Genomic DNA, 25,398 nt, shown 5'->3' with positions numbered 1-25,398 from the left:
CTCGTAGGTTCATCTGGTGATACAGACGGTTCACTCATAAAGCGGTGAACAACGCTTCATACGACTTCAGGTCGCACGGACATTTCTGAGTTAGCGACTTTGCTACTTTAGTAACATGCGAATAATTCTAGGTATTGGAAAATCGCTTGGTAAGGTGTCTAATTTCGTGGTGCGGCTCGATATAGAGCCATCAAACCACTTTAGTAGTCAGCCTAATGCTTAACATAGGACACAATTAGGCATGATAGTATCCATGAGTATTTGTTCGTGGGTGGCTAACTGTCTTTTACTTGAATCAACAAACAAATGAGGATTAAACCGATACCACTCCAACCAAGCAGCGGTATCGACTCACCAACCACCACCACAGCTAAAGCTGCTGCTACAACAGGTTCAAAAAGCGTAATCAAACTTGCACTGCTTGCGGTCACAAACCTTAGGCCAAATCCATAAGCAATATAACCTAAACCCATTGGAATCAAAGCCATATAGCCAACTACCAGAATATTGGTTGTTGATGCAAAAAGGTTTTCGCCAGTGACCAAAAGTGTTGGGAGCAAAATTAATGAACCAAAACCAAAAATACAGCCTAAAGCCGATTGGGATTCGACACCCTGTTCAATGAGTGTTTTAGCAACCCACGAATAGACGGCATAAAATAAACCCGCCATAAAACCCAACAAGATGCCAATCAGTCTTAAGTTACTGACTGTATGGGTTGCAGATGACTCTGAGAAAACTAACAACATGATGCCTGCAATTCCGACAGAGAAGCTTAGCAACCATTTTTTCGTGATGCTTTTGCCTTTGCTAAATAGACACTCAAGTAAAACCGCAAAAAACGGTGCTGTAGCAATAGAAATCACGGTACCAATTGCGACACCAGCCAGCCTCATGGAGGAATAAAATGCTAATGGGTAGGCAGCTAAAGCAATTGCACTAATCGTCAATTTCCTTCTATGATTCAGAATCTTTTTGAAATCATGTCGAAGTTGCTTGCGAGACAGTGCGACTTGAAAAAGCCCACCAACCCCCATTGAAAAAGCACCTATTGCCAGAGAACTGATATCTGGAGCTAAACTAGCGACTGTGCCAGTAGTCCCCCATAAGACTGAAGCAAACAGTATCGAGAAAATGCCGAGCTGATAGGAAGTATAGCGATTGTACAACATAAATATTCTACCGAGGAACTGATAACAAGGCAGAAATCTTAGGCGATTAATCACATTGTGTTTTTGCTAAAAGGACGCAATAGTTGCTTAAATAGACTAACTCAAGAACGAGCGAACGCTCTTGGTGACATTCCATAATTGGTGGAAAAACGTCGACTAAAAGCTGAAAGGTCACTGTATCCTACTCGTTCAGCTATTAACTGCACAGGTAAGTCAGTATGGGTTAGCAGTGCCTTAGCCTTTTCCATACGTTGCTCAGTAATGTATTTGAGCACACTCATTCCTATGTTTTCTTTAAAAAGCTTCTTGAACTGGGTTGGACTAAGATATACAGCCTTAGCAAGCGATTGAATAGTTAGAGGCTCGGCTAGCCGTTCGCTGATCATGTTCTGTACTGCACGAATTCGTGGATCGCTCGTTCGAGACAACTCTTGCTGTCCCAGCAATAAAGTAAAAATATTGACTATAGAAGCTTCAATTTGATTATCCACCTGATATTCAAGTTGCTTTTCAACAAAGTGAAGAAAGCTCAACAAAGGGGGAGAGGTTGAAAAAACGGCTAACTCCTCACTGATCAAATGTGAAGGAAGTTGACCATAATCAGCTACAATGAATCGTGCGGCTTCATCAGCAGTAAATCCATGTGCTATTCCTTTTGGGATCACCACGCATTCACCGACACTCACCTTACCCAAGAAACCATTCATATCAATATGAATATTGCCTTGAATAGGCAGTACCAGTTGATGATAGCTATCGTGAACATGGCTACTAAAGTGCTTTGTGTAAGTGCGAATACTTAAACTAGTTTTCATATCAACAACAAGTTAAAAAAACAGGCATCTTCAGCCACTTTCACTCATAACAAAAAGTAGGTCAAGCAGACGCTTCACGTAACTTACAATGGGGCAAAAATGAGTTAGGAACGTTAGTAAAATCGCTCCTCTTCCTTAACAAAACTCACCATACGTAATGATTTATAAAAACCTGAAACAAGGTGAAGAAGCCCTAAAAGTCTGCACTTGGGGCTTTTGATTTTCATATTTGGGCGTTGTAGAAAGGCATTGGAACGAACAGTTTGAATTTGTTTCCATTCCAATAAAGGTAGGTTTCGTCTGAAGAAGGAGTCGGGACGAGAATTATTTGGCTAGCCGATTTCGCTAAATCTGACACTTCGCCATTCAATATGGCGGCATCAACAACCGACAGCTCTATATCTAGGTCGAAACCTAACGCATCGCACGCCTGCATCACATGAAATTTATCTCCGACAGGCACAATGATCGCTTCATTTTTTAAACTGCCTGTTTCCGTGCATTGATAAAGCTCATCCCACGGGCTATAAGCCTTTAGGCTTTCTTCTTTAAGATCTGCCTTCGTGATATCCGCGTAAACAATATCGGTGTTTTTTTCTGATACCACTTTTCCTGAAAGCACTTGTTTTGTTCCTGAAATATGAAACTCTTTCTTAGCTGCTTCATTCGCATTCAAAAAACTACTGCCAAAAGCAGCAGTGGCAGCGAGTAATAGAATGTTTTGTAAGTTCATCGGATTTTTCTTGGTTTGATACTGGATGGTTCCAAATGCATAACGGGCCTCAGTAACTCTCTGAGGCCGCTCTTAGCTACATATTTACCATGAATAAATGCTAATCACTTTGCTGTTGAAGGTGAGCAATTGGCGATTTGAAGGGTGAAGTGTGTAGTTATGATGTTTTTCTGGGAGCTCCAATATTTTTGAACAACCTTTATCTGAAATCTCGTAAATAGCGAACCTTGAGTGCTCGCCAGACAGCTGTTCTAGAAGTACATGGTTTCCATCCATAGTGTATTGAGGGGATGATTGAATGGAGGTTCCCTTAAACTCGCAAAGCAGCGTTCTAACAATTTTGTTATCTACAACTTTCAAGTGTTGGATGTTGTCTGGACCGTATGCACGATAAATATCGCCGACTTTATTAGTCTCTGAAAGACCATACTCCATACTTTGCTTGGAGAGAATTTCATCAGATTTATAATTCCATAGAGTGAGCCTTTCACTCCATTGGAACATTACAATCCCTTCTGAATCATCAACAATCACTGGGGCATACACATAGCTATTTAAAGTATCGAAGCTTGTTATCTTCCGCCCTGTTTTAGAATCCCATACATCCAACCATGTATCTTGATCGGCAAAGAGCTTCATTGCACCACTAGTTACACCGATTTTCTTTCCAAAAGATGATCCTAAGAACTGGGGATAGAGATCATCAAACTTTACAATATCTTCAACACTTTTAAATGGGGAATGAATAACGAGCCCTCTTGAGTAAAGGAGCTCTCCATCAGAAGAAATACGAAAGTCATTTCCGCGTATATCTTCGTGTTGAAGAAGTGTTGTGATATCGCCTTCCGGTGTTATTTCGAGTAACTGCCCTGTATTATCCACAACAAATACTTTGCTCTTGTTGGAAGCATAACTGGAAACCTCATGCTCCAACTCTAAGACTTTTGTTTCCTTGTCATCAATCAGTAAGATCTTATTAGAGTACTTAGCCAAAAAGACCGAGACATTTGAGGGCTGTGAAAGCTGAAGTATGGTTTGACCATAATTCTGAAAATCATGTTCAAGTACACTGATTTCTTCTACCTTTTTCAGCCCGCCAGAACAAGCCGAAGAAAAGGCGAGAAATATAAGAGTGTAAATAGTTTTCTTTATCATGCTGCTACAAACCCGTAGTAGAAATTTAGGAAATCTTTGAGAGACAGTTTCTTTTGAGAATTTCTTCCATGTAGAGGATAACGCCCATTAGGGTAACCCCAAGTCATGACATACACCTCGATAGGCTTGTCGATATTCTCTTCAAGCTGGCTAAGCGTATAAGAATGTAGAGGTTTTCCATCAAGTTTGATCGGTTGAGACAGAACTACCCAGTGATTGGGTGTTGCTTGAATTTTAAATGAACCCTTAGTCACTTTTGTACTTATAAATAGACATACACTCTTATTTGCTGTGAATTCACGTTGGGCACTTTGAAGGTTTTCAATACTTCTGGGAGATGAAATACTTGTCTTGTTAACGGCACTCCCAAACAAAGTGGACTTGAACCACCCAGCTAAAGATTCTGGTAACGTGATCCCTCCCATCTGATCACTAAAATGATCGTAATTGAAAAATTTATTGGAAGAATCTCGTAAACTGGCGAGTGCCATCCAGTCTATTGCTCTAATTGCTTCACCTTTTCCACCAGAAGAGGATACAACTGATGCTGACAAACATTTTGCTGACGGCGTAACTTTAAGACCACCTAAGTACGCTTCTCCATGTTTCCAAAGCTGTATAAGGTAACTTGCGTATGCATTGGGATGTCTTGCCGCAACACAAGTCATGAAAGCATTTGGACCGCATAGTGAAGCAGCTCCCTGATTGATTTTCCAAGGCGCTTCAATTCTATCCCTAAGTTCCAGCGCGAACTTATTTGGATTCAACCCTAGATTGGTAAACACTGACTTTGGAGATTCTTGAACAAACTTACTTATCTGAACTTTGTAGTCTAATGGCTTTTCAAGTTTCTCTAACGTTCTAATTGGTGTAGCTATTGACATAAGTGAACCTAACAAACTGAATATATTGACAATAATATTATTTTTTCTTCATTTATTTTCGAATTTCTCTGATTATTAGTCAATTTAACGTACAGCTAAAGTCACGATCACCGATGTATTTGAGATGCACATCAAAGCGCATATAACGTAACTCATTCTATTAACTATATCGTCGCGAGTTTTCGGTTAGTTCACTACAAATAAAGAGCAATGCACAAGCGATCTATTATGTGTTAATAAGCAGCTCATCAAGCACAGAGTAACCGAATGTAAGAACGGAGAATTACGGGGTTGTAAGAGTCGCTTTTTAAAAGTGTTCTTATTTGTTAAGTGGGCGGAGATTTAAGTACTTACTGAAAATGGGAGTTAATGAAGAGAGTTCAAGAAAAGAACTTTTTTGAGAATCGAGTAATCAGAAGCTCGATACCCGCTTTCTTTTGAATACAAGCGATAAGCGGTGTCTATTGATTCTTAACGAATTCGTTAAGAATCGGGTTTTGCTTATCGCCCCTAGATTTTATTTTTCCTCGGCTTCTTTTTTCAACTTCCTATCTTGGTCGAAATGCCATTTGATAGCGAAGTATCCAGCCACGGCTAACGCGATGACCTTGATCGCCATAGCTACATAAGGGAAAAAATCTGTCCAATGACTCATTATCTATCTCCGCGTTAGTTGTAATCTTGTGGGCGTTCAAAAAATTTAAGGTCTAAACATGTCGTTTTTGTCATGCAGTTCTGATGGTTAGAGCCAACTCCAAACGACGAATGACCTATCAATCGGTTGAATATATTTATCACAACTATATTTGTCAATCTAACCAGAATGTTTTGGGGCACCTTGTTCACAGTTTCTTTTTTCAGCTCTAGAAAGCTCCGGCCTCCCCGATTACTAAAACAAAATTAAATCAAAGTGCGCGTGAGATCGCGATATCCATCATGCTTTGGGATAAATCACTTGAAAATACACGCTGAAACCGGATTCTGTAACGCTTTGATCTGTCCAAACAAACCGAGCCCCCCATGTTGAAAACACTGATCCCTGCCTCTTTATCTCTATTGCTGATGGCGTGCTCCTCGCCGAATGTCTATAACGATTTGAATGTGTCTGAGCCCATTGTCGCGGGGGAACACAAATTGGGGGTGGCTTTTGGAGGTGGCGGTGTTCGGGGCTTTATGCACTTAGGCGTGTTGAAAGCGTTGGAAGAAGAAGGGATACAGCCGGATGTGGTCAGTGGAGCGTCTGCAGGTTCGATTGCAGCGACGCTTTATGCCTCTGGAATGAGTTTTAAAGACATGGAAGCCGCCATTGAAAAGCTCGGAGTATCTGACGTAGCGGACATTGTGCTTTCGTCCAAAGGGTTCGTCAATGGTAAACGCTTATCCGACTGGATCAACGCGCATGTCGGGTATAACGATCTGGCAGACATGCCCATCCCTGTAGCGGTGACTGCCACTAATATGACGACGCGTAAGACTGTGGTTATCCGTTCTGGCAACCCTGGGCATGTAGTACAAACCTCTTCCACCGTGCCAGGTACTTTTGTTCCCGTTGAAAACCAAGGTGATATCTTAATTGATGGCAGCGTATTCAGTGTTGTGCCGGTTTATACCGCAAAAGATCTCGGTGCTAAAAAGGTCATCGCGGTCGATATTTTTTGCCACAATCAACCCGCACCGGAATTGACTGTAAGTAAAGTGTTGCTGGCGACGTTCAGAATGCAGAGCTGCCGACTTTCTCAGCAAGAGATGGCCAGCGCAGATGTGCTCATTACACCAAACTACGAACCAAGCAGCGATGTGTCTTTTAATGATAGAGCGAAATCCATTGAAGCAGGTTACCTTGCCGCAAAAGAAGTGATGCCACAAATTAAGGCGCTACTCGCGAAATAGTGAATAAAAAGGGGCTACATTTCGTGAGTCCCCTTCCCTTTTTAAGTTCGGGTTTATAAAGGTTAATTCATCCCTCAACTCGTCACGTTGCGGATATTTCAATTCACCACTGGCTTAGGTGCTAACATGCTTTTGCTTGTCGCAGGTTTCACTATTAAACCAATACCGACTAAGAACAGCACACAGGCAATCATTTGTGCGGTACTGAGCGTCTCGTTATACATAAAATAGCCAGAAATTAATGCAAATACTGGGACTAACAAGGTTAAAGGTGCGGTGGTGCTAAGCGGGTAGCGAATCAACAGATTACTCCAAACCCAGTAACCAAATAATGTGGTTGGGTAAGCTTGGAATGCAACCGCTATAGTCGTATTCATATCCCATACTTCAAAGGCGTGTGCCACTATATTGGGACCATAAATGCTCACTGCGAACAACACCAGTGGAATTGGTGCAAAGAGCATCCCCCATACATTGAAAGCAAATGCTTGAGTGGTTTTCGATGCTTTCACGATCAAGCCCATCACTGTCCAGCTGGCTGCGGCGATCATAATAAGAAACACACCTTCCGCCGTAAGGTTACCGTTGGTTGCCGAGATCAATACCAACAAGGCGACCAATGCAACGACAGCACCAATGACTTTGCGTTTTGAAGCGATATCTTTTTGAATAAACACGCCAACTGCCATGCTGATTAGCGCGTTCGATGAAAGCAGTACCGAAGACATACCGGATGAAAGCCCCGCAGTAATAGACCAAGATGCCATTCCCCACACCCCGACACCAAAAACGACGCCATAGCTAGCCAAGTAACGCCATTTTACGTTGGGTCTGCGAATGAAAAAGATGGCAGGTATCACAGCCAAAGTAAAACGGGCAGCGGTTGCCAGTAATGGGTGAACATCGGTAATGCCCATCTTGATCATTGAGAAGTTAAAGCCCCAAATTGCCATCACAAAGACTGCCAACAATAGATCGTTTCTTTTCATAATTGTTCTCCTTTTCTCTTGAAAAAGAGTATTACTCGAGTACAGTTATCGGTACAGATACAATTATTCTCACAAAAAGCAGTACAGTTATGTCTATGAGTATGTACAGAACGTTAGCCAGCCGATTTATCCGAGAGATTGAGGTGGGTAAGCTTCCTGAGGGCAGCCGAATGCCTTCACTTAGGCAGCTCTCAAAGCAGCAAGCGGTGAGCATGTCGACGGCGGTGAGCTGTTATCAAGAGCTGGAATCGCAAGGCTGGATACATGCTCGTCCTCAAGCAGGGTATTACGTTTCTCCGCAACGGAGTAAACATAACACGCCAGAATGGGCGCGCTTTGAGAGCAAGGTGTCTTCGGTGACTCAAAACTTCGCAATCCACTCTCTACATAATGGGCCGCTAGGCGTGTCCAGCACCGTTATAGACGAGGTTTCACAAAACGAGTTAGAGCGCAGTTTTCGACGCGCAAGTAAGCGAATCGGCAATCGCCTCAATCAATACCCTAATCCACAAGGTGAGCCCCTACTGCGCAATGCACTGAGCGATCATTTCACGAAACTTGGGCTGCACATAAACCCCAAAGAACTCGTGATTACATCGGGTTGTATGCCTGCCATTAAAGCTGCACTGGAATCTTGTACTCAGGTGGGCGATGCCATTGCTATCAGCTCGCCTTGCTTTAGTGGCATTTTAGATTTGCTTGGGCAAATGGGAAGAAAGATTGTCGAGATCCCTTCTTTAGATGACGGAATTGATTTGTCTCAACTTGAAGCGCATTTGCAGAAAGGTGTGGTTAAAGCGGGCGTATTTTGTACCTCGCACATGAACCCACAAGGCATAACCATGTCTGTAGAGCAAAAGCAAAAGTTGGCGGAGCTGGCTAACGTTTTCCAGGTTCCGATCATTGAAGATGACGTGTATCTAGAACTCTCTTATTCCGACCACACGCCCTTACCCGCTAAATATTATGATCAAGGTGGCTATATTCTTTGGTGTGGTTCTGTCTCCAAAAGCTTGTCGCCGAGCTACCGCTTAGGCTGGTGTATGCCTGGGCGTTACACGGATCATTATCGCCAAAAGCATGCCGCATCCTGCTTTGGTATCTCGCTTCCTATGCAGCTTGCTATGGCAGATTTCATTGAGTCAGGTCATTACACCAAACAACTCAAACGTCGACGCAATACTCTACTTAATTTGAGGCAAACGTATCTCAGCTATTTGACTGAACACCTTCTAGAAAACGTTAACATCAGCCACCCTCAAGGGGGAATGGTGTTGTGGCTGCAAGTCCCTACCCTTAATGCCTCCAAGTTCGCTGAACTTGTGGAAGAAAAGAAAATAGACATCCGTTTAGGTCATCTATTCAGTACCTTGTCCCTCTACAACAACTGTTTAAGGATCAACTTCGGCTTTGAACTCACCAAAGATGTAAAAGAAGAGCTGGACGTATTGATTGATGCGCTAAAGCAGGCTTGTTGACTGTCAAATCCAGCCAGATCATACAACCGATATTAATACATTTATTTTTCTATAACTTACTGAGGTGCATAAGTTAATATGCGGGTAACTTGCAATTTATCCTTCATGGTTATAGGACTTGGTGATGCAGTATTCTAGTGTTGATTGGTGTGATATTGTCAAAGGTGTTGTTGAAAATGACAGTAGAAAAAACAACCTGAAAATTCTTCGAGCTTTTGAACATATCGGAAATCTGAATATCAATAAAGCGCTTACTGAAATAGAGGAACTCAACGAGATCCAATACTTCTTCATCATACTTTTATTATCGATAAAGTGGATAGAAAATGATGGTGGAAAAGAAGAGCTTAGAGATTTCATCATACCACTGCGAGAGAAAGTACCAGTCAATTCCGTACGAGGGTCATGCAGTACTCCGATATTGAAATCATGGGTTTCCATCGTTGGTATCCACTTAGACACCGACGATATTGTCTCCCTTAACGACTACTTCATCGGGGATTCTCTGATTTCAGATGTGATTGAAGAGCACTGTAAAACGGGTACCTACAGTGAAGCCATTCCTCTGGCGTATCGCCTCAATCATAATTTCCCTGAGACTCGTGCAAATTCTTGGGCAAAGATTGTCAGTGGAATGGTGTATGACCCATTTGCATATGACTATATTGACGAACTCGCGTCAATCGGATTGGCAAGACCAATGGTGGCTGAAGGTCACCAAGAAGCTTATGCGCATGGTGTTGCGATAAAGACCTTTTGCTCCATGGGGTTGGATAGCGACCACCCTTGTGTGCAAAAAAGTGTTAAAAATCTCTCGTTCATTTCCTACAGCAAAAAGTACGGTTTAGAAAGCTCTTATGGTGTATTTTTAGCGATCGTCTCTTCTGCATGGAGAGCGGGGGAAACTAACCATGATGGCTGGTTCGCAATTGCTGAATCTTTATTCGCTAGTTTGGTGGAACCTCACCTGAAAAACTCTGCTAATTTTGCTTTAACTCTCTCCAAGTTTTCGAGAGGTAAGGTAGACATTTCATATCTAAAAAAACACTCAAAGTTCATCGGTATAGAATGGGAAGGTCAATACCCAGACATTTCTCAGCTATATAAACACCTCGTAGATGAACGAGAAAAAGCTTGTTACGACGAATATATGCTGGCGCGTTCCGTCATCAAGGGAGAAGATGTAAAAGATAAAGTCGAAGAGCGCCTTCTACTTAAAGAGTTGCCTCACAATGTCTATAGAAAAGAGCTAAAAGTCTTTGTTATAGGGTGTAAACTTTGCTTACCAGATAATCACTTAGCGCAATTGCTTGAGCAAGTACCAGAGAAAGAAAAGAAATCTGCATTGGTTGAGGGAGCCGCCTATGGCTTCTCAGCTCAACCCCATCGTGCAATAAGTTACTTGCTTGGTGCCTACCCTGAAGGAGACGACATAGGATCATTCACTGAGCAGCTTCTTCCTATTTTAACCCCGGATTTAATTGACCAAGCACAACAATTCCACTCAAAGATGGGGAACAATTCGGCTTTGATTGCATTCATATTTCATCACTTTGAGAAAAACGAACTGTCTAAGGTAGCTAACCTTGCTAATGATCTAGGAAACCCTACGTCTTGTGATGATTGGGTTCCCTTTTACAAACGTGGTAATAACGCGAAAAGACCAATATTCACCGTATGCGAAAAATCATCTCTGCCAATTGGTCCATGCAAATCACAAAACATAGAAGCTATTGATTCAGATCTTTTGGTTAAAAGTTGCAAAACAGCACAAGACCTTTATCAGTTGCTTAAGAAGCACCCAGAAAACGAAGGCTTAAGAGCATCAATTCAAAAGTCGATGTCTTTGAAGAAATTCCAAAAAACCATCGTCCAAAGATGTGATTTGATCGAAGTCGCACTACTTCTTGATGACATTGATTTTGCTACCGACCTTCTTCCATCAGTGAATAACGGAAAGTACCGCCCGAACGGAATTCAAAATGGAGTACAGCCCATACAAAGTATACTTGCGTATCTTGTCAATTCGAAAAAGTTCGTATCTCAAGATTTGTATTTCTCGCTATTAAAAGCCATGCAAGTTAACCACCCCTACTCTCTCTTTTATGGGTACTTCAGCTTGTCCCAGTTAATTTTTCAAACCGATTCAAAAGGACAAGAAAAGCTGATAGATGAAGTGATTGAAACCATAAGTCGTAATTTCCGTGACGTATCTTACTGTGCGCTAGGCTATTTTGGTTTCGTACGCGGAATGATTCAAAACTCTTCAAAAGAGAACCTAGAGACAAAGACGGTTGAACAATACTTAGGCAATATACCCGGTTTGTTAGCTTCAGTTAGGGAACATGAATTCACTTTCTTCATTCCACAGCAGCTCGCAGAGTTAAAAACTAAGCTGCCTGAAGCATTATGGAAAGACAGTTCATCTAAAATATTGAAGGCATATTTCGCATCAAGTGAAGGTCATTTACTTTCGAATCTGCATACCCTGGAAGTAAGCTACAGACAATTGTGGGCTGTTAACGATTTTTCAGTTATCGAATCTCTTATCAACTCAGGAGAATTGGACTCTACACTGGAAGCGAGTATCAAAAGAAGCATGTGGAAAGACATTGATTTTGCACCTAACCCCTTTGAGCTCATCTACAAAATACGCCCTAACACTGACAACGAGGTACTCATTGAAGAATACCTAAAGGCAGTCACTTGGACGTTAAACAAGTTTGAACACATCGATAGTAAAAAGGTAAGCCGTCTGCTGGATTAAAGTAATTGGCTTTACTCGACAAATATTAATATGGGAGTCAACGCATCGGCTCCCTGATTAATATTTCATCATCCTGAACGAACACCAACATGTAAAGCGCAACAGTCTAATAATAAAAACCCATTTACAACTCATGCCATGTGTTGCTATTCTTCTTGCGGGTTTGCAGGACGCCCAGCTCGTGAAAGTTCACCCACCTGTGCAATAAGACAATTTAATTACTGACTCTTATCTATGGTCCTAAACGAGACAGACCAGCCACTCGATGGAGTTTGTATGCGTAATCAAAAATCCTCTAGTGATGCCAAATCACTGAAATCCCAAAAAACCAACCCTGCTGTCGAATCTTTGCTGCGTGATGCTCGAAGGTTACACCGTGTCGCTAAATCTGGCAGTGTTTCAGAAGCCATGCCCATTATCCGCAGAGTCGAAAAAGCGGGCGTGTGTTTTGGTCAATCCATTTCTTCTTTATATAACGAACGCCACACCTTGCAGCGTAAACACTTTTTACGGTTGTTAGCCATTGAAGCGGGCTATCAAAGCTGGGAAGCGTATAAACCTGTACTGATGGCACAGAAGGATGACACCTCTCACACGCCGGATTTTGATAAGAAAGTTCTTTCGACTTTGAATCTCTGGTTTTCATCGGAACAAGAAGCCCAATCTTATGCCGCTCAACATGGCGGTGAAGTGCTGAAATATGGCGAACAAGCGGTAGTGATACCAAGAAACGCTCACGGAGAGGTTCAATGATGGCACATTTAACCTTTGAAATAGGCAGCGGTATAGCGCTGTTAGGTTGGCTATTTTTAGTGTTGGGGATCTTCGTTTCATCAACTCGGATTCGTTATGGGGTACTACTTTTCGGCGGGCGAATTATTCCTATTGTCTTATCAAGCCTTTACTTGTTTTTAGTATTTCGGTTCTGGGGCAGTTCACCAGAGGGGAATTTTTCTAGCCTAATCGGGGTGAGTAAGCTGTTTGAATCAGAAGGAAATTTAGCCGCAGGCTGGCTCCACTTCCTTGTTTTCGACTTGTTTGTTGGTCGTTGGATGATTGATGAGGTTACACGCGCTAACCTACCCAAATGGCGATTAATTCCCTGCTTACCGCTGACATTTTTGTATGGTCCCACTGGCTTAATCGTGTTCTTCGCATTTCGATTGCTTGATGAACGTGAAAAGCACGCTTTAGGTGCCAGTTAGAGAATCATTCAGCCTGTGGGCATCCACTGGATTGGTCGCCCACATTTCTAATCTCGATATTTATTTAACGCAGCCGTCATTGCTTCGGGGAAGCCAACGCCACCGTGACCTGCTTCTTCTAAAACAACCAAATCGCTATTTGACCACGCGCGGTGCAAGGCTAAGGCGGTATCTAATGGACCAGAAATATCCCACCGACCATGAACTAGGGTAGCGGGTATGTCTGCTATAAGGTGCATTCCAGCCATTATTTCATCATCTCTTAGAAAGCATCCGTTGCTCCAGTAGTGAGTCACAAGGCGAGAAAAAATCAAGCTGAATTCAGGCTCTTGGTAGCGTGGTGAAGGTGCCCACCCTGGCGTTAAGGAAACGTGGGTATCCTCCCACAAACACCATTCAAGCGCTGCTTTTCTATGAATAGCTGGATCTGGGTTAGACAACAGGCGAGCGTATGCGGCAGATAAATCACCGTTTCTTTCCGCTTCTGGTACGTGCGAACAAAAACGTTCCCATTCATGGGGAAACACCCTGCCCATATCTCGAGTTATCCACTCTGTTTCTTGGCGAGTACCTGATGTTATGGCACCCAATACCATGGCTTTTACACGGTTTGGGTAGCGCTGCGCGTAAACCAGACCTAACGTAACCCCCCAAGAACTGCCCACCACAACCCAGCGATCGATATTAAGGTATTCACGTAAGGCTTCTATATCGGCAATGAGGTGATCCGTGGTGTTTGTGCTTAAGTCAGTATTTGGTTCCAATGCCAACGGGCGGCTACGCCCACAACCTCGTTGGTCAAACAATACTGCTCGATAGGCTTTTGGATCGAAGCTGCGCCTTGAGCCTGCTCCACAACCGCCTCCTGGACCACCATGAAGATAAAGCGCGGGGATTCCAGCAGGGTTTCCGACTTCTTCCCAATATAATCGATGCCCATCACTGACTTCGATCATTCCTGAGTTAAATGGCTCAATGGCGGGGTAACGCTCTTTCATCTTTTAGTCCTGTTTTTCGCTTACGCAGCTCACAGAGTTGTGTGAGCTTTAAAAATGGGGCGGACATCATACTCACATATAGCCATTTCACTCGTTCTTGATTGCTAATACTTTTACTTTTTCTAGTATTTTGCGAGGTAACTCAGAAACCAATCAATGGTACTGAATACGGTTGGGAGTTTGATGGACGGGTTGTTCCAACAAGAAACCAAAGCACCTACTGCATTTTGCAAATACTTTGCGATTTGAAAATGCAAATATGCAACAAAGTGGTGAGCAAACGTTTTCGTCAGGCTATTTTCAAGGGTTTAAAATTGGCATGCGAATTGTATTAGTAAGTGTGACCCTTTTAAGCCGGGGTCACCTAGCCAACTGACGTTGTTAGTGAATAGATTTGTTCACAATTGTATAGCCAGCCGCACTCTATATTGCGACTGGCTTTTTTCTTTTGTGCGCACTTTTTATTTTATGAGCAATAGCGTGATGCCAGCTGTGGTTAAGATAAGCTAAATATTCAAACGAAGATTGGCTTCTACTTCATCAATCAAACCAATCGGAACCTCTTCTTCAGTCGCCAGCATTCGCCACTTGGATACATGCTCGATAGTTTCTTCAACGATAGTATCAATCATCTGTTTACTAAACTTTGGGCTCAATCGGCGCAAGCTATAAAAGTCTTCGCGAGTAAAGTTATCTCGTTTACCATTCAGCGTCATCCAATGCTGTGCAACCCATTTACTGTCCGGTTTGTAAGAATAAGCAATATCGTAAGCTGGCGCTAAAGACCATTCGCCTTTATCACTCATTACGAATCCAAAGTTTTTTGAGTGATCATCGTGATTACGTGCGACTATGTTGAACACCATGCGTTTAAACAATTCTTCGGCATCCGTTGCTTTTAATCTCAGCTGCCGAGCAATACTAAATAGCTCTTCGTATGAATACTCCCCAGCTTTTTTGTAACTCACATGAGCCATTGCATTCAGAGTCTGCGTATGTACTCGTTTATTTCCTATGCGATCAAAACGTTTAGTCACAAAGTGCCTGCGATTTCCTTCATTTAAAAGCAATGTCGGCATCATGTTAATACCACAGAGCTTATGCGCTAATTGGTAATAGGTGTACTCCATTGCACCGTAACCAAGAGGATCGCCAAATGTTTCTTCATTTTTATTGTGCTCGCTAACACCGTCGAATTTCATCAGGTAATGAGAAAAGCCATCTGGCACTTCAACCTGCCCAGAGCGCGCTTGGCTGAAGTTGTCATTGAAAGCTAAAACAGCTTTAGGACGAGCGCCACCTGCGCTCATTCCAACAGACATGAGTGCTAACATGGCATCTTTGTCTTCACTGCCTTTTCTATCGATCCCTACTCCAAAGTCTTGCCGCTCATTCAATATCTCTTGAGCGACAGAAACAAGCGAGCTGATCTCTATCTCGTTCGATTTATCGAATCCTGTCGTTTTAGTTGGAGGAGAATAGGAGAGCGCCCCCATACCTCGTTTACCCGTATATTGGAGCCGCTCTAGCGGAGTAATACTATTTGGAGAACGACCATTGCGAGCAACCCATGCATTTAGAACGCTATTACCAAAGTCATCCGGTAATGAATCCGCTAATAAGCCAGAAAGCCCTTTAAAGGTGGCATGGTCTAAGTTCGGAAACGTGTAGATTTTTTTTTGAAGCGGCATCATTAGTGGTGAAAGCTCGATTCCTGAATCGATAAAGCTTTTATCGTACTCAAACGCACTTTGCTGGTTTTCAGTGTCGTAGCTAGCTGCCCCAACAAATGTGCCATTGTATTCAACTTCAATGAACTGCTTTACCATCCCAGATCGTCCTCGCTAGAATCGGTGTCTTTTTGAGTTCTTGGGCTTGAGGCTCTTTGCCTTTTCTTTCCTTGCAATTTCGCCAACTGTATTGGTGAAATTGGGGTAGGAGGAAGAAATTGATCGAGATGATCCACAACTTCAAGCGCCAACATTAGTGACAAAATGGTTTCAAGAGTGGCTTTGCCATTCTCGGCTCGCGCTATTTTTTGACGCGATACTCCAGTTATCTCCGCCAGCTCTTCCTGACTGACGTTATTGTTTAGCCTGTATTGCCTGATGCGCTCCCCAACCAATTCAGCTAAAGCAGAGGCAGACATATTTGAATACTTCACACCAAAAACCTTAATACATCATTTATGTAACATAATAGGTTATAATTGAATTTTATGTTCCATTATTAACCCATAATACATACCTTACTTATTAGAATGACACAATAACAAGATAACAGTAAGTTTCAATCTATAATGAGTTAAAAATAGAACGCTAACCTTAAATTAACGCACAATGATGTATTTTTGATACATTAAAACTTACAAACCTTCTCTAGCTAAACAAGTAAGTAAATTCTGGTGCTTGGCGCTCACTTCTTCGGCGTGACCGATTTCGCAATGGTATCGACCGTTTTCGTCACTTTCTCGATTTCTTCTGGGCTTCCCATGGAGATCAAGCGAATGTAATAGCCGTTATCTAGCGTACCTATGTATTGAATAACAGCTTGATTGCTTGTTTTTGCGACCGTTCGGTAACCATTTTTACCGACAAAACTGACCTTGTCTTCAGATATAATTTTGTGGTCTTCAAACCCTTTGATTGACTTTAAAAGTGTTTTGGCATGTTTGGATTGATCTGGAATTCGGCTTTGAGATATTGAACTTGCGATGATCAATAGCGGTTTCTCACCCGATTTATCCATACCATCAAATGTGGTCAGTGAAACGGTGGAATTCCCCATTACGTCTGCTACTTTGAAAGGGGTTTCTGGCTCAAATGTGAAAGGAAGTAAGGCTATTTTCTCAGAAAGGCTAGCGGCATTACCGATTTGAATGTTCTTGATTGAGTTCATTACCGCCGCTTTGTCCAGCGCATCTTTACCCATAATATTGTAGGTAACCATTACCGTTTTCTGACCTTTAAAAAGGGCGATATATTTGCCCACACTCACACCAGATATCGCTTGTGTACCGATGACAATTGGTGCTTTGTATCCATCTAATTCAACAGAGCTCAATTCAAGCACAGCAAGACCTTGCTTACCGAAACCCTGTTTAGCCATATCGAGATCACTGAACAATACTGAAAGTTGATCAAAGGCTTCTAACGGAAGCTCCATAACGACAACACTGGAGTTGTTTTTTGCGTTAATAAAACCAGCAAAGGAATCCGATAATTTAAAACCGTTAGGCTGCTCCATACTGGCAGACGTACCTGGAATCTGAACTCGATCTTGCGCAGCCCAGGAGCTGAACGACAATATTACCGTTAGCAACAAAATGCATTTTGCCTTTATCATCTTTTTGAACCTAGTTTTTAGAATTTATGAAGTTGAAAACACTAACATATCGATTCATTAAACCAATGAATGTAAATGAAATTTTGGATCCTATTCAGATAAATATGCTGTTACTTTTTGCGATTACATGGAATGATGAAGTCGACGTGATAATGTTCGTCGTGCCTTACCCACGAACGTCTTTTGGAAAGCGTAATGTTTTCCTTGATGTATGAGCCATAGGTGGTTTTGAATAAGCCAGCTTGAAGTTTGGGATCGAAAATAACACGCCATAAATCATGACCTCGTTTTTTCGACTCTTTGTGGAGCTCGACTAAATGGGCAGCTAGCGCGGTGTAGTCTATCTTTAAGTCGTCGTATCGCCCTTTCGCATCCAACTCGATGTCGTACCCCAGCCTATTCAGTGGGTTCGTTGGTAAATGCTCGGATTCTCCATCTTGATTGATCATGGGTGTCATGAAGTCAACAGATAACCCATTACGATGAGTCTTATGCGGGCTGAACTCCCCGCCTTCTTCAAAGCCCGTTTCAGCATATTTGAAGATTTTATCTGGGTGGGATTTCAATAAGTTTTGGTATGCAGAGAGCATGATTTCACTCACTGCGGAGTGTACATACGTTCTACCTGCTGCGCTCGCGAGTAGGCTGTAGGATTCAAAATTTTCACCATACAATGGCAACTTTACCCCGTTCTCCAAATACCCATTCGACGTGGTTCCGTAGCATGTACTCGGCTTACTCATTGAAGGAAAAGCGATGGTCGTAAGTAAAAGCCCTAAGATGGTTTGTTTCACTACTTTACCGTATTGAAAATTCAACTTATCTTCCAACTTTGCCGGAGTCGAGACGTTAGAACAAAATGAATTTCCGTGAAAAGAAGTACATTGTGACCAGACACAAAAAAAGCACTGTTTAAGTGCTTTTTTTGGGGTGTTGTTGCCTTTACTTGGGTGCCATTCCCATTTCATCTAGCCGCATTAAAATTTCCGTCTTTCTAGATTTAGCAATTACACGCCAATCAACGTTCTCTTTAGCGCCCATGATGGCATAAATGGAGTTTAAGCCCGTTCCTTTCACTTTGGTTTTAAGACGTGCGTAAAGCTCGTAGCTGTCGGTATTAAGAAAATCTTCGACCGAATGAATATCGACTTGAGCTAGGATTTCTTCACTCTTTGGCCCGAACCCTTTTAGATCTCTCAACCTTTCCATGTATATGTTCCTGCTTGCTATTTTACTTTTGGTGGTCACTAGAATTGAGAAGGTATACCACATCGCTGTGTCAGATTCTGTCAGTGACTCCATTAAAGCGCAGGAACAAGGTTTATTTCCATTCAAATACGCCGTCTTTCACACTGCAGTTTGCAACGACATCTGCACTGTTTTCAATGTAAACCTGCTGAGAAGCAGAAACTTCGTAGGTGAGATATTCAGAGCACTTCGCGCTCTGGCCCGTTCCTATAACTACTTTTGTTCCCGGCTTTAAATTACACGTCACCAGTTTATCTAATGGCGACCATTGGTAACAAATCTCATAATTTTCTCGGTATTTAGCGACATTTCCTGCAGGAACTTCATGTGCCCACCATTGACCAAATTGGCTGTATGGATTCGTACTATTCCATGCTCGAAAGAGCGTAACGTTTGACGATTCCTTGCTCACGTACACTTTACCTTGGCACAATTTACCTTCTTCGGGTGCGCCCAATGCGTTTTCTAATAAGGCAGCATCTTCTGCGGCTTCAAAGTGATCCGCGAGATGTGCGGGCAGCTCAACACTTCCTTCACAGTTAACGGGAGTGAGCGATGCTTTTTCAACGTTCTGCTGGTTCACACACCCAGCCAGCATAAGAATAGAGACACCCGCAATGGCTACTTTCATTTAACAATCCTTTGATTTGTCGGTAAGCAGCAAAGTGTACATAGTATGAAACTGATGTCACTCAACTAAATAAGTGAATATCGTGATGCTCACATTCCGTTCTTTTTCCTTTCACAAAGCGCACTCTAAGGTGCTGGCTAAAAGGGAGATTGTATGGTTTCACGCACCCATTTATGTCGCGCGGAGTGGCTGTTCTGCTGGTGCCAAAGCTGAACAATGGAATACGGAGCAAGGTCAATAGGGGAAGGGCATTGCGCCAAACCATTAAAGATGGATTCTGAGAGCCGAGAAGGCATGGTGGTAATGATATCAGTGCCACGAACTAGGCTAGCCAATACATTAAAAGAACTGGTTTTAATCGCAATTTTCCGTTCTTTACCACGAGCCACTAACTGGTTGTCGGCTTCGGTCTTTTTTATGTCTCCTAACACAATGATGCCGTGTCTTGCATTGCAATATTCCTCTACGCTGCTTGGCGCACTACGCTGGCTTGGATCGTAATAAACAACATCAAAATCTGAAATCAAACGCTTTTGACGTATATCAGTGGCATCGATATCAATGTCTGGGTTTATTGCGAGATCTGCTACTCCTTCCCTTAGTGCTGTTGGAATATCCAAACCAGAAATCGCATGAATGATTCGAATTGTCAGTTCTGGAGCTTGCTGCTGAAAAAGAGGAAATACAGGCTTCAGAATATGTTCGATTTCATAATCATTCGCCATGATCGTGAATTCCCCTTTATCAGTAGAAGGATCGTAAGTCATATCGGTCGACATGGCTTCTAACTTGGCAAGGACTAACCTTGCATCCAGCGCCACCGTATCTGCCCTTTCCGTAGGAATAAGCCCTCTCCCACTTCGAACAAACAACGGATCATCCAGAATTTTCCTGAGCCTTTCCAATGCATGGCTGGCTGAAGACTGGTTAATGTTCAAATACTGGGCAGCCCGCGATACAGACTGAAAATCGTAAATGGCGAGAAATTGCGTCAGCAACTTGCCATCTATCGCTAAATAATCGGTTTTGTGCATATTACCTATTCATATGGTCATATTGTTCGCCATTCAGACAGTCAATAGGATGTGTTTTCTCCCAAGAAGATAAAAAGGAAGACAAAATGTCTAAAAAACTAATACTATCAAGCCTAATTATGGCATCCCTTTCTGGTGCTGCTGTTGCTCAAAATTCACAAGCGATCGTTTTCCCAGGTGAATCTAATGAACAACAACGTTCGATTCAATTTCCTCAACATTCTCAAGCACAAAAAAATGCCATCGTTTTCCCGAGCCGTTCTTATGCAAATCAATCTTATAAGGGTCGCTATCAACAATCTAAGGCTCGTCAGGATTTCTTCCAAACAATGGAGTCGGTACATGTTGCTGAAGGTTTCTACACAGACACGTTGATCAACAGAGATTACAACACTTACTACGACTACATTGGTGAAGTTTACGTTCAGCACGCACCTGATTACCCTGATGGTGCCGAACCACTGCGTGTCGAGTTGTTGAAGTACCTAGACGACAACCCAAACATTGAAGTAGATATTTTGCGAACGATTGCAGAAAAAGATTACGTTGCCATTCACTCTGCATGGACAAACAACGGCAGTACAGATGTGTATGTTGATATCTGGCGTGTCGAAGATGGTAAATTGGTTGAGCACTGGGATCACTATCAAGGCGTAGAGTCTAGCACAGAGCTTTCGGGTCCTGAGGTTGATATGTACGCAAGACAGAACCAAGATCTCAATCGCACAAAAGCGCTTCGAGTTATCAATACCTACAACGACCTCAGCGATCTCAATGATGTGAGACGTTTTGTCGACGCTAACTTTGTTGGGCACACACCTGAAGCGCAAAATGGTAAAGCTGCCTTTATCAACCACCTTCAAGGTATGGCGCAAAATGGGAAGCGTTTTGTCCGTACACCGGCTCAAACCATTGCGATGGGGGATATGGTGCTTGTCCACTCCAAGCAAGTGGATCGTGATGTCGAAAACGATCAAGGCACAGGTTACATCGACATTTTCCGTTTCAACAATCAAGGAAAAATTGTTGAACAGTGGAGCGTGGAACAAAAAGTGAAACCCGTCGACGAACGCTACAATATTAACGAAATCTTTGCTTACCCTTACCGCTGGTAATCGCTGAAAACTCGTTAGCCTATACCTTAATGGTCAGGTAACGTCTCTAGGGGGAAAGGATACCCCCGCCCTTCAACCAGAAAAAATTTTCTTTTTCCGTTCATTTCCTTTGACATCGACTCAAACACTGTATAAATATTGAAATGAAGCACAAATCTATTCACTTTTGCTTCCTTTGCCTAGCCCAACCTTTGTTTTCGTTTAAGGAAAAACCATGAGTTCTAGTCCCATTCTGAGCCAGTCCCTAATTGTAAGTGGGCGCGATATTCCATTGAAAGAGCTATTGTTTGCTAAACGTGTTCTCGATAACTACATGTTAATTGCTTTAGAAAATAGCCCTGCCGAGCTTCTTGCCGAAATGAAAGAAGCCGTACACAGCGTTGACTATTTCAAAACAGAAACTGATCCATGTGAAGCGCGTAACGCTGTAAGCGAAATGCTTAAAAGCGTCGAACACGCCTCTTCTTTCGATCAATTTAAAGAATTGGCTTCTAAGCCTTCTCAAGCACTTCATGAGCTCATTGAAGATAGAGCACAACTGATTAAGCAAGAAAGAGATTTACTGCGCGAGTCTGGATACAACGTATCTAAGATTTAAGCGTCGCTTGCGTATTTAGCTTGCTGGCTCAAAACAGTTTTCCAGCTCGAAACAGTTGTCAGCTCAAAAGTAAGCACCAAGAATTAAGAAAGCCAGCTTCATCAAAACGAAGCTGGCTTTTTACATGTGTTTAACGAAATATTCAATCCGCTTCGACGGTGATCGTAACGCCTGAACTTGCAAAGTAACCATTTACGCCAATATACCACTCCCCAGCTTCGGGGGAATTAATATCACATATTTCAGAATTACCATCACGCCAAGAAGCACAATTGTAATAATCAAAGGTAGGTCGAGCGTCTTTCCTTACATATAGATCCACATCGCCTCTCCCGCCATACGTTGTGATTGTCAGATTCCTGTAACCGCTAGGTAAATCCAAAACAAAGTACTGCCATTCACCGCTTGCAACACTCACATCTGTAATAGTTGCACTGATAGGGTCGGGTGTAGGAGGTGGCGTTGTACCCCCTCCTCCATATGTTTCTTGCAATGCTGCAATATCATAATCACTTAAACGCTGGCGTTGACCTAACTGATCGTTGGGCACAGAAGGATCTTTGGACGTAATCGTTGGCTGACCATTAATACTAAACGCACGATAGGAATAATGCATGATAGAATGCACATCGTACGGACCAACGGACGTTGTCACTTCCCCTTTCTTCTCGAAATTATGCTCTTTGCCCTGTTCAATGTTATTCCAATGAATATTCACATATTGATCGCGATCAGCGCGTGATTGCTCGTGCCAAAAGCCAAGTGCATGAAGGAATTCATGAGCAGCAATACCCGGCGTACCACAGCCCTGACCAATAGACAGGTTTTGAGCTCTACCAGTATAACCAACTTGAGAGTAGCAACCACGATCACGAATGATAGTAATGTATCCAGCTTGATTACTTCGCTCAACAAAACGAACATTCGACACGTTTTCGATCCAACTCATCCCTTCTTTTATAGAAGCAACATCATAAGCCGGGATATTGGCTGAAATAGTATAAGGGACGACACCGTTTGGCCACTTCGCATACCCACTCCATGCCGCATACCCCGTCATTTCGCCTTCATCGAAGAAACGCATTGGTTGAACACCATATTCTTGAACATTGCTCGCGGAACCTAGCACTATATCACCTTGGAATACCGCGGCTTTACCACCAACCAACTCTTTCACATCATAGGATATAATGTCATTCGTCCCTATAATATGAGTCTGCTGAGTATCAATAGCGGGTACTTCTGCATTTACATCTGTTTCATTTGCACTAAATGCAAAGAGCGGAGTCATAGAAAATGCAGATATTGAAATTACTATGTTAAGCTTCATAACTACCTCCATATGTTGTCAGATTCCACTTCCATTTTTAACGTGATTGTATATAAGGTTGCCCTAGGGTTATAGATACTAAAACCCCTTAAAAATGGAACAGACCTACCCTACAAATAACATAAGAGCAATTTACCAAATAATACAGACACGCATACTTTATCTAAAACATAAAATGAAGTGGCTACAATAATATGGTTTATGATATTTACAAATGCAAATAATAACCACCATCTAATTTAGCCATAATCTAACAAAGATCAATATCGAGATAGGAATCACAAACAACATCCATTTGAATAATAAATTCTTAATTTTGAGTATAATTAATCATTAGTTAAACTCAACCTAAATGAATATCACACCAATTAAAATATCATAAAAAACAACAAGTTAGACCATTAACCCAAAAAAACATAAGGTAATACTAATTTATTTTTAGTTTTAAATTTAAAAGAATTATTATAACCTTTACATTCAATAAGTTGAAATTAAAAAACAAACAGATAATAAACAAAACAAAACAAAAGAAGTTAAAAACCGAATGTGTTTGTTATACAGTAACAAATAAGAAATCACAATAAAATTGATGGTATATTTAGAAAAGCTCACACAGTATTTAAACTAGCAATAAAACAAGTATACAATCCAACTACAACCAGCTTAACTTATAGTTAAGCAATTATATATTTATTTACTATCAAGCTAACAGTAAAATTTACAACCTTTTATACTATATATTTTAATAATGAAAATTAAACAGTGATTCAAATTTTATGACTTCTAACATTACGTTAGCAATTAACCCAATTATTCACATTCCGGTAAGCCTCAAATGTAAAAAGCACCCAATGGATGCTTTCTATGACTTACCCAAAATTTAGACTGGCTTTTAATTCACTTTATACAAAGTACTCGCATCTGTATGCGCCATCGCATTCCCATAAATATTCAAAACGGTATTTTGCGAATAAGTCAGCTTTTCGTCTTCAATTGAGATAGTCATGGAGAACCCCGTAGTCGTTGCGTTATCTGTCATGAAATTAGACTCCGCTATTCCGCGCTTAGACGCTGTAAGCGTCATCTGTTTACCCGCTTGCCCTTCTGCCGTTACACACGTTGTGCGAGGAACGCAGAAGGAGTTGTAAACAATTTGGTTATCAGCATCGTAGATAGAGTAGCCTCGCTGGTCGTGAAACTTCGTGTCGTCCGCTTTTCTGAATACTTCTTGTTTATAATACAGAGCAACAAGGCTTTGCGAGCTCGCATTGACTGCGTCCGCTGCAACTTCAAATGTAATTACTTCATAAAATGGGGTAACTGCTGGGGTGCCTTCACCTTGTGGTGTACCCTTTTGTGCTGGTGCAATATCCACTCCACCAGCTTCAACCGATTTCCATGTGCCCACAAGTGATGCCAGTGGACCAAAATCCATCCCATCAATTTCGGTATGGTTAGCTACGGCTGGTAAAGATAAAGCTGCCGCCATTGCTGCTGCAAAATACTTCTTCATTTTGTGCTTCCAAATTGTTGTTTATTTGGTCGATATTATTCACTAACTTTAAATTTAAATATATATAGAAAAACACTTTAACACTCAATAAAAATGAAACAAATGTTACATTGTGTGTACCTATTATTCACATGAATAGACTTGAGAAAATAGACAAACAAATATATTAAAAAGGTAAATAAAAAATCTCTGTTATATTTATTCAAGCTAGTTCAAAAGACTTCAAAAAATTGTAAAAATCTTTAAATAACAATAATTTGCATTAACACAAACACAAAAATCTAAGTCTTAAAACTTTAAAGTCAATGACAACTTAAGTAATAAAACAATTATTAAACTCAATTTATATTGAGTTACCTGACTTTATAACATGGCTTTTTTACATCATCTCCAAACAAATATTATGGTCACGTAGAAAATTAAGAAACATCTCTATTCTTGACTCATATTTTTAATTGTCGCCATACCCATTCGCTGTACAAAGACAAGCATCCATAG

24 protein-coding genes are annotated in these 25,398 nt (G+C 41.8%); 7 read left to right on the top strand and 17 right to left on the bottom strand.

Annotated features, from left to right (window positions below; all coding sequences use genetic code 11):
* Positions 1-275: 275 nt before the first annotated feature.
* From Q8W40_RS08085 to Q8W40_RS08060, 6 genes are all read right to left on the bottom strand, one after another.
* The gene (locus Q8W40_RS08085; RefSeq protein WP_370693372.1) at positions 276-1,178 is read right to left on the bottom strand and encodes a DMT family transporter; all 903 of its coding nucleotides are present in this window, start codon (positions 1,176-1,178) and stop codon (positions 276-278) included.
* A 95-nt stretch (positions 1,179-1,273) separates the two neighbouring features.
* Positions 1,274-1,987, bottom strand: a complete 714-nt coding sequence (locus Q8W40_RS08080) for a helix-turn-helix domain-containing protein (RefSeq protein ID WP_305396675.1) — start codon at positions 1,985-1,987, stop codon at positions 1,274-1,276.
* A 223-nt stretch (positions 1,988-2,210) separates the two neighbouring features.
* On the bottom strand, positions 2,211-2,720 hold the full coding sequence (locus Q8W40_RS08075; RefSeq protein ID WP_305396674.1) for a hypothetical protein: 510 nt from the start codon (positions 2,718-2,720) through the stop codon (positions 2,211-2,213).
* Between the two features lie 84 nt (positions 2,721-2,804).
* On the bottom strand, positions 2,805-3,875 hold the full coding sequence (locus Q8W40_RS08070; protein WP_305396673.1) for a hypothetical protein: 1,071 nt from the start codon (positions 3,873-3,875) through the stop codon (positions 2,805-2,807).
* A complete protein-coding gene (locus Q8W40_RS08065) occupies positions 3,872-4,759 on the bottom strand; it encodes a hypothetical protein (protein WP_305396672.1) in 888 nt (295 codons plus the stop codon). The genes Q8W40_RS08070 and Q8W40_RS08065 overlap by 4 nt, the downstream gene beginning before the upstream one ends.
* Before the next feature lie 517 nt (positions 4,760-5,276).
* Positions 5,277-5,414, bottom strand: a complete 138-nt coding sequence (locus Q8W40_RS08060; RefSeq protein ID WP_167404731.1) for a hypothetical protein — start codon at positions 5,412-5,414, stop codon at positions 5,277-5,279.
* Positions 5,415-5,779: 365 nt separating this feature from the next.
* On the opposite strand from Q8W40_RS08060, the gene Q8W40_RS08055 reads away from it, so the two are divergent.
* Positions 5,780-6,649, top strand: a complete 870-nt coding sequence (locus Q8W40_RS08055) for a patatin-like phospholipase family protein (protein WP_305396671.1) — start codon at positions 5,780-5,782, stop codon at positions 6,647-6,649.
* Between the two features lie 98 nt (positions 6,650-6,747).
* On the opposite strand, the gene Q8W40_RS08050 is transcribed toward Q8W40_RS08055, so the two are convergent.
* Positions 6,748-7,638, bottom strand: coding sequence for an EamA family transporter (locus Q8W40_RS08050; protein ID WP_305396670.1), 891 nt, complete (start codon positions 7,636-7,638; stop codon positions 6,748-6,750).
* 95 nt (positions 7,639-7,733) lie between these two features.
* On the opposite strand from Q8W40_RS08050, the gene Q8W40_RS08045 reads away from it, so the two are divergent.
* The 4 genes from Q8W40_RS08045 (at position 7,734) to Q8W40_RS08030 (ending at position 13,088) form a co-directional block, all read left to right on the top strand.
* A complete protein-coding gene (locus tag Q8W40_RS08045) occupies positions 7,734-9,116 on the top strand; it encodes an aminotransferase-like domain-containing protein (RefSeq protein ID WP_305396687.1) in 1,383 nt (460 codons plus the stop codon).
* 124 nt (positions 9,117-9,240) lie between these two features.
* Positions 9,241-11,883 (top strand): hypothetical protein, encoded by a 2,643-nt coding sequence (locus tag Q8W40_RS08040; protein ID WP_305396669.1) that lies wholly within the window; start codon positions 9,241-9,243, stop codon positions 11,881-11,883.
* A 276-nt stretch (positions 11,884-12,159) separates the two neighbouring features.
* A complete protein-coding gene (locus tag Q8W40_RS08035; protein WP_305396668.1) occupies positions 12,160-12,636 on the top strand; it encodes a hypothetical protein in 477 nt (158 codons plus the stop codon).
* On the top strand, positions 12,633-13,088 hold the full coding sequence (locus Q8W40_RS08030; RefSeq protein ID WP_305396667.1) for an ABA4-like family protein: 456 nt from the start codon (positions 12,633-12,635) through the stop codon (positions 13,086-13,088). The genes Q8W40_RS08035 and Q8W40_RS08030 overlap by 4 nt, the downstream gene beginning before the upstream one ends.
* Positions 13,089-13,135: 47 nt before the next feature.
* Here the strand turns inward: Q8W40_RS08030 and pip are convergent, their stop codons facing one another.
* From pip to Q8W40_RS07990, 8 genes are all read right to left on the bottom strand, one after another.
* Positions 13,136-14,086: a prolyl aminopeptidase gene (pip, locus tag Q8W40_RS08025; RefSeq protein WP_305396666.1), complete on the bottom strand. Its 951-nt coding sequence runs from the start codon at positions 14,084-14,086 to the stop codon at positions 13,136-13,138.
* 506 nt (positions 14,087-14,592) lie between these two features.
* The gene (locus Q8W40_RS08020) at positions 14,593-15,915 is read right to left on the bottom strand and encodes a type II toxin-antitoxin system HipA family toxin (RefSeq protein ID WP_305396665.1); all 1,323 of its coding nucleotides are present in this window, start codon (positions 15,913-15,915) and stop codon (positions 14,593-14,595) included.
* Complete coding sequence (locus Q8W40_RS08015) at positions 15,909-16,250, bottom strand: helix-turn-helix domain-containing protein (protein WP_201796982.1); 342 nt, start codon at positions 16,248-16,250, stop codon at positions 15,909-15,911. Before Q8W40_RS08015 ends, Q8W40_RS08020 begins: the two co-directional genes overlap by 7 nt.
* Before the next feature lie 251 nt (positions 16,251-16,501).
* Entirely contained in the window at positions 16,502-17,431 is a 930-nt protein-coding gene (locus tag Q8W40_RS08010; protein WP_305396664.1) for a hypothetical protein, read from the bottom strand.
* Positions 17,432-17,541: 110 nt separating this feature from the next.
* Positions 17,542-18,399 (bottom strand): penicillin-insensitive murein endopeptidase, encoded by an 858-nt coding sequence (locus tag Q8W40_RS08005; RefSeq protein ID WP_305396663.1) that lies wholly within the window; start codon positions 18,397-18,399, stop codon positions 17,542-17,544.
* Positions 18,374-18,640: a TfoX/Sxy family DNA transformation protein gene (locus Q8W40_RS08000; RefSeq protein ID WP_305396662.1), complete on the bottom strand. Its 267-nt coding sequence runs from the start codon at positions 18,638-18,640 to the stop codon at positions 18,374-18,376. The genes Q8W40_RS08005 and Q8W40_RS08000 overlap by 26 nt, the downstream gene beginning before the upstream one ends.
* A gap of 112 nt (positions 18,641-18,752) precedes the next feature.
* Positions 18,753-19,310: a hypothetical protein gene (locus tag Q8W40_RS07995; RefSeq protein WP_305396661.1), complete on the bottom strand. Its 558-nt coding sequence runs from the start codon at positions 19,308-19,310 to the stop codon at positions 18,753-18,755.
* Positions 19,311-19,447: 137 nt separating this feature from the next.
* On the bottom strand, positions 19,448-20,344 hold the full coding sequence (locus Q8W40_RS07990; RefSeq protein WP_305396660.1) for a LysR family transcriptional regulator: 897 nt from the start codon (positions 20,342-20,344) through the stop codon (positions 19,448-19,450).
* Between the two features lie 86 nt (positions 20,345-20,430).
* Here Q8W40_RS07990 and Q8W40_RS07985 point away from each other — a divergent pair, with 86 nt between their 5' ends.
* Positions 20,431-21,459, top strand: a complete 1,029-nt coding sequence (locus Q8W40_RS07985) for a nuclear transport factor 2 family protein (RefSeq protein WP_305396659.1) — start codon at positions 20,431-20,433, stop codon at positions 21,457-21,459.
* Positions 21,460-21,673: 214 nt separating this feature from the next.
* The gene (locus Q8W40_RS07980) at positions 21,674-22,057 is read left to right on the top strand and encodes a hypothetical protein (RefSeq protein ID WP_101110007.1); all 384 of its coding nucleotides are present in this window, start codon (positions 21,674-21,676) and stop codon (positions 22,055-22,057) included.
* A gap of 142 nt (positions 22,058-22,199) precedes the next feature.
* Here the strand turns inward: Q8W40_RS07980 and Q8W40_RS07975 are convergent, their stop codons facing one another.
* The gene (locus Q8W40_RS07975) at positions 22,200-23,387 is read right to left on the bottom strand and encodes a M12 family metallopeptidase (protein WP_180958291.1); all 1,188 of its coding nucleotides are present in this window, start codon (positions 23,385-23,387) and stop codon (positions 22,200-22,202) included.
* A gap of 892 nt (positions 23,388-24,279) precedes the next feature.
* Complete coding sequence (locus tag Q8W40_RS07970) at positions 24,280-24,900, bottom strand: heme-binding beta-barrel domain-containing protein (protein WP_305396658.1); 621 nt, start codon at positions 24,898-24,900, stop codon at positions 24,280-24,282.
* Positions 24,901-25,398: the final 498 nt, after the last annotated feature.

Source organism: Vibrio penaeicida (genome assembly GCF_030689305.1).
GTDB lineage: Bacteria > Pseudomonadota > Gammaproteobacteria > Enterobacterales > Vibrionaceae > Vibrio > Vibrio penaeicida_B.
Note: the sequence above shows the minus strand (reverse complement) of the source record. Positions and strands in the feature narration are given on the sequence as shown.